This is a genomic window from Gordonia aurantiaca, assembly GCF_039939235.1.
In the GTDB taxonomy this organism is placed as follows: Bacteria; Actinomycetota; Actinomycetes; order Mycobacteriales; family Mycobacteriaceae; genus Gordonia.
This window is the reverse complement of record NZ_JBDUUF010000019.1, coordinates 24,070-30,273: the sequence shown is the minus strand read 5'-3', so window position 1 is coordinate 30,273 and position 6,204 is coordinate 24,070. Positions and strand designations below refer to the sequence as shown.

Sequence of the window (6,204 nt, the reverse complement as noted above, 5' to 3'; positions counted from 1 at the left end):
GACCGAGAACGAAGTGGACAACCGGGATGAGACGCCCGGAACTCACCCCTGCCCGCAGCCGATCACGCCGCGCCCATCACGCCGACGCCACCCGCCGAAGGCTCATCGGTGGATCGAGGCTTAAGCGGCTGCTCGCTGATGCCGAGTTGGAGAAGGACGCCCTCCGGGAGATCGCGAAGGGAAAATTCTGAGCCCAACCGCCAAACGTGCCGCCATCGACATGCTCAAGGACGTCATGGGCATGTCAGAACGTATGGCGTGCCGGGTAGTTGGGCTTTCTCGGTCAGCGTACCGACGCGTGCCTCTGGCGCAGACTCCGGCCGACCCGGACGCTGAACTACGGGAACAGCTGCGTACCTACGCCCGCCGCAACCCACGCCACGGATTCCGTCGGGCATGGGCGCGCTTGCGTTTCGACGACGGCATCGAGATCAACAAGAAGAAGGTGCACCGACTATGGAAAGACGAGGGCCTGCAGGTACGCCGGGTACCTCGTCGGAAACGGGCCGGCCAGTCGTCGGTGCCAATTATCGGTGCGGATGCACCGAATGTGGTGTGGGCATTGGACTTTCAGTTCGACTCGACCGTCGATGGCAAGACGATCAAGATCGCGTCGATGGTCGATGAGCACACCCGGTTGTCGCTGCTGAACATTGTGGACCGCTCGATCACCGCGGACCGGCTGATCGAGGAGCTGGAGAAGACGTTCGCGATCTGGGGCGGCCCACCGGTGGTGCTGCGCATGGACAACGGCCCCGAGTTCATCTCAGAAGCCCTGCGGGCCTTCTGCGCAGGGTCAGTGGGGATCTCCTACATTCCGCCCGGCACACCATGGAACAACGGGTTCATCGAGTCGTTCAACAACCGGCTGCGCGACGAGTGTCTCAACCGCAACTGCTGGCCCACCCTCCTGGAGGCGCGCGTGGTGATCGGCGACTTCAAAGACGACCACAATCACCGACATCGGCACTCAGCACTGGGCTACCAGACCCCGGCCGAGTACGCTGCCGGATGCACCCATCGGCATCACCCCGTGGGCTGCGACACCGACTGACCGACCGCAAGAAGGAACTGGCTCTATAACTGCCTGGACCGACTATCGGGGACCTGCCACACGGTTACGCGAATAAATCAGCGTTATTGATGCGGACCATCGTGCGCCGAGTGATACCACATGTCGCGAGGCAACCGTGGGTCGGGGGCGAGAGTGGCGACCGATCCACATCCACGTTAAAACTTCTTGGGGGAGGGGATCGGCAAACGATGTCCGAGGTCGGCTTCCGGTTGCAGCACGGAAGCCGACCTCCGGCATGTCGCGCACGTGCAGAGATCACGCGACACAACAGAATGATGATGCCTCGGAGTGTGAAAATTATACGTTCGCAACACTTCCCGAATTCCGGCGGCAGCGTGATCGGGCCGACCGGTGGGGAGCGAAACCGACCTCCGGCCGGCATGCGGCACTCGACGGCTGCCATCCGGCGCAGGAGCAACCACAGATTTTCGAGACGCGGTCTCCGGGGTTGTAGAGCGGGTGCCGAGTCGCCGGTGCTCTAGCTGTATGAGGCCATGACGTTGGTGACACCGGTCCGGAGTTTGCTCGCGGGCGGTCGGTTACCGACGGCAGTATGCGGGCGATGATAGTTGTAGTGCACATTCCACACTAGTAGCGCCTGGGCGCGTTGCCGTTCACTGGTCCAGACGCGGGCGTAGAGGAACTCCTCGGCCAGGATCCGGTTGTAGCGCTCCACCTTCCCGTTGTGACGAGGCGTGTACGGGGTGATCCGCTGATGCCGGCCACCGTGCAGTACCTTCGCGAAGTCCTTCGCCCGGTAGCAGGACCCGTTGTCGGTGACGACCCGGTGGATGTGCACGATGCCGTGGGCGGCGAAGAACACCCGCGCCCGGTGCATGAACCCGATTGCCGTCACGGCTTTCTCGTCGGACAGCGCCTCGGTATAGGCAAGACGGGAGAATCCGTCGACCGCCGAATGCAGGTAGACGTAGCCGGCGCGGGCGCCGGCGGTTTTGGCGCGGTCGACCTTCTTGGCCTGCTCGCTGCCACGACCGTGGACCCGCCAGCCACCGCCGTCGGGGATACGGCCAACTTTTTTGATGTCGACGTGCACCATGTGGCCGGGCCAGCGGGCGATGATCCGGCGTGGCTGGCGATTGTTCTCGCCGTTCGGATCGAGGAATTTCCGCCGGTTCAGCCCGAGCCGGGCGAGGTGCCGGCTGACGGTGCGTACCGAGATGCTGATGCCGTCGGCGGCGAGCTCGTGGGCGATACGAGCCGCGGACCACTTGTGCTTCCGTCGCAGGGTCTCGATCCGCGCCACGGTCTCGGCCGGGGTCGCGGTGGGCTGATGGTGCGGGACGCTGGGGCGGTCGAGCAGGCCGAGTTCACCGTGTTCGCGGTAGCGGGCCATCCATTTGCTGGCGCAGGCCCGGGAGATCCCCATCTCGGCGGCGACATGGGACAGCGGACGAGTCTGGCACCGCTCGACGAGACGGCGGCGACCTTCGACGGACAGTGGGGCGTTACGGTGGAGCACGGACGGGTTCTTTCGTTCGGCGGATGAGTTGGTGGTACTTCCCATCCTGCCGTCGGAAGGCCCGTCCGCCTTCGTCAGCCCCTGGTGGTGTCTACAACGTCATGACCCGCAACATCTAGCGAGCCAGATAGCCGCCGTCCACAACGAGATCGGAGCCGGTCATGTATGAGCTGTCGTCCGATGCCAGGAAGGCCACCGCGCGTGCGATCTCGGCCGGCTCGGCGAGCCGTTTGAGGGGGGTGTCGTCGATCGACGAGGCGAGATCGAGTTCGTCGTCATTCATCGAGGTTTTGATATAGCCGGGACATACCGTGTTGACGCGGATTCGATCGCTCGCGAGTTCGAGCGCGACGCTGCGGGTCATCTGCCTGACGGCGCCCTTGGTGGCGGTATACGCGAGGTAGTCGGGATCGCCGACGTACCCCATGATGGACGCGATGTTGATGATCGATCCGCCTCCGGCAGCTCGCATTGCCGGCGTCACGGCACGCATGCCCAGAAATGGTCCCGTCTGATTGACGGCGACGATCGAATCCCACGCCTCGAGGTCGGAGGCGATGCCTTCTCCAGGACCGGAGATCCCGGCATTGTTGACCAGGACCCCTACGCCGCCGACACAGCGCTGCGCCAGTTCTACCGCGTCGCCCCAAGATGTTTCATCGGTGACATCGAGGTGTGTGTAGTGGACGTCGAGTCCTTCGGTGCGTAGCTGTGCTGCATGCTTCTCGCCGACGGCGTCGAGCACATCGGCGAGAAGGACCCGGGCACCGCGTTCGGCGAGGACGCGGCCGATCGCGGCCCCCAATCCCCGTGCCGCGCCGGTGACGATCGCACCGCGTCCTTCGAGTGTGGAATTCATGTACTACTCCGATCGGTCGTGGGCGGCCCCACGCGAGGGATCCTGCCCGAGCAGGTATCGGCGAACGATGGGGGCTGACGGATCACAGGCCGAGGTAGTCCTCGATGTCGTCGTAGTTGACCTGCCACAGTCCGGGGTAACCATGGCTGTCGTCGTGAAAGGAACGGAAGCCGAGCAGCTGCTGCACCCGGGGCGACAGCGTCCGAGCAAGCTCGAGATCGATCACGTGCGGATACGCCTCCTCGGGTACGAGGTATCCGGGGTTGAAGGTGAAGGCTACCCCTCGACGGCGAACATCGGAGGTGACGTTGGCCCCGCCGCCGTGTGCCAGTTTCCCGCTGAAGAACAGGGCGTCACCCGCTTTCATCGTTGCAGGGATGGTCTGTTCCGGGGTGCCACGGTCGTTGAAGTCGGGCCACTTGTGGCTGCCCGGAATGACGCGGGTGGCGCCGTTCTCCTCGGTGAAGTCGGTCAGTGCGATGAGGAAGTTGCACATGACCTCAGGGCCGTCGGGGCCCAGTGCGAGGAACGGCGGGTAGTTCTCGAGGTCGCGGTGATGCGGCTGTGCCTTGTTTCCGGGGCCGATCTCGATCACCTGGGCGGTGCCCATCCAGTACGAATCGTAGGAGTCGAGCATCGCCCAGTCCGCGACGGCGAGGACGAGGTCGTGATCGATAATCTCTTCGCGGAAGGTCTTGCTCAAGGTGACGAGGTTCGTCAGGCGCCTGGTCTGCGCACCGTGAAAGTCCTGGACTGCTTGGTTCGAGGACAGCGACCCGGGCCGGAGGCCGTCGAGGTACGGGTCGATCTCGGCGTTGAATCGGGCGACTTGGTCGTCGGTGAGCAACCCGTCGATGATGACACCGCCGTCGCGCTCGACGATCGCTGCGATCTCGTCCACCGTGGCGGTGTTCGGAACATGAGCGAGGGCTGCCTGAGTTGTGCTGGTCATTGGACTTCCATCCTTCGGGTAGGCGGTCAGCAGTGGAATCTCGTCACGTGGCAGGTGCTGCTTCAGCCGCCACAATTTCTTCGAATAGTGACTTGAGTCACCGACTTGGGCGTATGGTCAAGATAGTTGCTCGAGTTTGTAGTGTCAACGCCTGTTCGCCGGAGTGGCGCAGGGCGTTTCAAATCTTGACCGAATAGCTTGTTCGAGTGACCCAGTCGGGGTGCGTTCATTAGGCGTTGTTTGTGTCGTGGTGTCAAGAGTCGGAAGTAAATGGCTAGAACTTTGCTGTGTCAACCGAATTCGTCGTTTCTGGCATGTTTCAAACCTGTCACCCACGCCGCATTGCACCGCGGGTCTGCCCGACCAGTGAACTGGGCTTCGCTCCCGCGTGGGCCGACGGCATTCGACCCTTGCCAGGGTCGGTGGTGGCGATTCCCGCGGGGCCATCACGGGCGCACCTGACGAGACGCCACGAACTTTGGTAGGCCCCAGAGACCCCTTTACTGTGACGTAGGATATGACTGAGTCAATCGCACAGGTTGGTGCGTCCACCCTTGCCGATTGTGAACATTCAGGCCGATAGTGAGGAACCGGATATGGCACATGTACCGGCTGAGCAGCGCCGCCATCTCTTCGTGGAGGCTGCGGTTCGCGTGATCGCGCAGCACGGGGTGTCCGGTGCAACCACCCGCAAGATCGCCGAGGAGGCCGGCGCACCCCCGGCGACCCTGCACTACTGCTTCCGCAGCAAGGAGGAGATCTTCTACGAGCTGTTCAAGCAGCAGGCGGAGAAGATCGAGCAGAAGGCGGACTACGGCGTCGAGGGGGAGGGGCTCGCCGCTGCCTCGGCTCGCCTGCTGAATGAGATCATGGCGTGGTATCGCAGTGACCCGGACTACACCCGAGCGCAGATGGAGCTGCTGATGTGGTCGATCCGCCAGCCTCAGTACCCCGATCTGGCGGTGCGGTCATATGACATCCATGAGAAGCTCTTCGCCGAGGTCCTGCGGCACGGCCTGGCCGAGGGTGAGGACGAGTCCCTGGTCGACCTGCTCGCCGAGCAGATCCCCGCCGTCGCGGACGGGCTGTCGCTGCAGTGGTTCACCTATCAGGACGACGACAAACTCCAACGGGGCATGGAGTTCGCGGTGCAGTCCTTCGCGGCACTCATCGAGCAACGCCACGACAGCACGAAAACTGTGAAGGCGCGTTCGAGCAGAAAACCCGCGGCGGCGTCCAAGAAGCCTGCGGCGACATCGGCAAGACGGACGTCGAAGACATCGAAGTAGACCAGGGCCTACCGTATGGTATCCGCTCCGCCTATCACGTACTCCGAGGCGAGGAGGACCACAACATTGGCAACATCTTGAACGTCCGCAAGACGGCCTATCGGTGTCCCTGCCGCCCCACTCGTTGAGTGTCGTGCCCGCGGCGATCGCTGCTTCGTCCGCCATCGCCGTGCGGGTGAAGGTGGGATGGATCGAATTCACCCGGATATTGTTCGCGGCCTGCTCGATTGTCGCGTGTTTGGACACGAGTCGGACGGCGCCCCTGGAGACCCCGTGCAGCACATGCTGTGCCGCATCGATGAGTCCGGCAGTCGACGAAGCGTTGGTGATCGGTCGGTGACATGGAGTTTCATCAACCGATTCCACATTTCGACCGAAGTCTCGGTCAGGGGCGCGGCCGCGCCCTTCCCTCCGCTGCCGTGACTTCCTCCATCCTCCGGTGGGTGGCGTCGCCATCGATGTCGGTGAGGACAACGTCGGTCCCGGCCTTCGCCAGCGACAACGACGATGCCCTACCGATTCCGGCGCGCCACCGCCGGTGACGAGCGC

Annotated in this window: 6 protein-coding genes and 1 pseudogene; 3 read left to right on the top strand and 4 right to left on the bottom strand. The window is 63.5% G+C overall.

Features of this window, described 5'->3' with window-relative positions; all coding sequences use genetic code 11:
- Window positions 1-191, top strand: a 191-nt coding sequence (locus ABFT43_RS22000; protein WP_347962383.1) for a hypothetical protein, incomplete at its 5' end; no start/stop codon positions are given.
- Window positions 192-220: 29 nt separating this feature from the next.
- Window positions 221-1,054 (top strand): IS3 family transposase, encoded by an 834-nt coding sequence (locus tag ABFT43_RS21995; protein WP_347962382.1) that lies wholly within the window; start codon window positions 221-223, stop codon window positions 1,052-1,054.
- A gap of 499 nt (window positions 1,055-1,553) precedes the next feature.
- Here the strand turns inward: ABFT43_RS21995 and ABFT43_RS21990 are convergent, their stop codons facing one another.
- The 3 genes from ABFT43_RS21990 to ABFT43_RS21980 all read right to left on the bottom strand — a co-directional run bounded on the left by ABFT43_RS21990 (window position 1,554) and on the right by ABFT43_RS21980 (window position 4,366).
- A complete protein-coding gene (locus tag ABFT43_RS21990) occupies window positions 1,554-2,555 on the bottom strand; it encodes an IS481 family transposase (protein ID WP_347962381.1) in 1,002 nt (333 codons plus the stop codon).
- 115 nt (window positions 2,556-2,670) lie between these two features.
- On the bottom strand, window positions 2,671-3,414 hold the full coding sequence (locus tag ABFT43_RS21985) for an SDR family NAD(P)-dependent oxidoreductase (RefSeq protein WP_229580527.1): 744 nt from the start codon (window positions 3,412-3,414) through the stop codon (window positions 2,671-2,673).
- Between the two features lie 82 nt (window positions 3,415-3,496).
- Entirely contained in the window at window positions 3,497-4,366 is an 870-nt protein-coding gene (locus ABFT43_RS21980; RefSeq protein ID WP_347962380.1) for a phytanoyl-CoA dioxygenase family protein, read from the bottom strand.
- 596 nt (window positions 4,367-4,962) lie between these two features.
- On the opposite strand from ABFT43_RS21980, the gene ABFT43_RS21975 reads away from it, so the two are divergent.
- Window positions 4,963-5,655, top strand: a complete 693-nt coding sequence (locus tag ABFT43_RS21975; RefSeq protein WP_347962379.1) for a TetR/AcrR family transcriptional regulator — start codon at window positions 4,963-4,965, stop codon at window positions 5,653-5,655.
- Window positions 5,656-5,814: 159 nt separating this feature from the next.
- Here ABFT43_RS21975 and ABFT43_RS22720 read toward each other — a convergent pair.
- Window positions 5,815-6,111 (bottom strand): annotated as a pseudogene (locus tag ABFT43_RS22720) (SDR family oxidoreductase); the annotation flags it as partial.
- Between the last annotated feature and the right edge of the window lie 93 nt (window positions 6,112-6,204).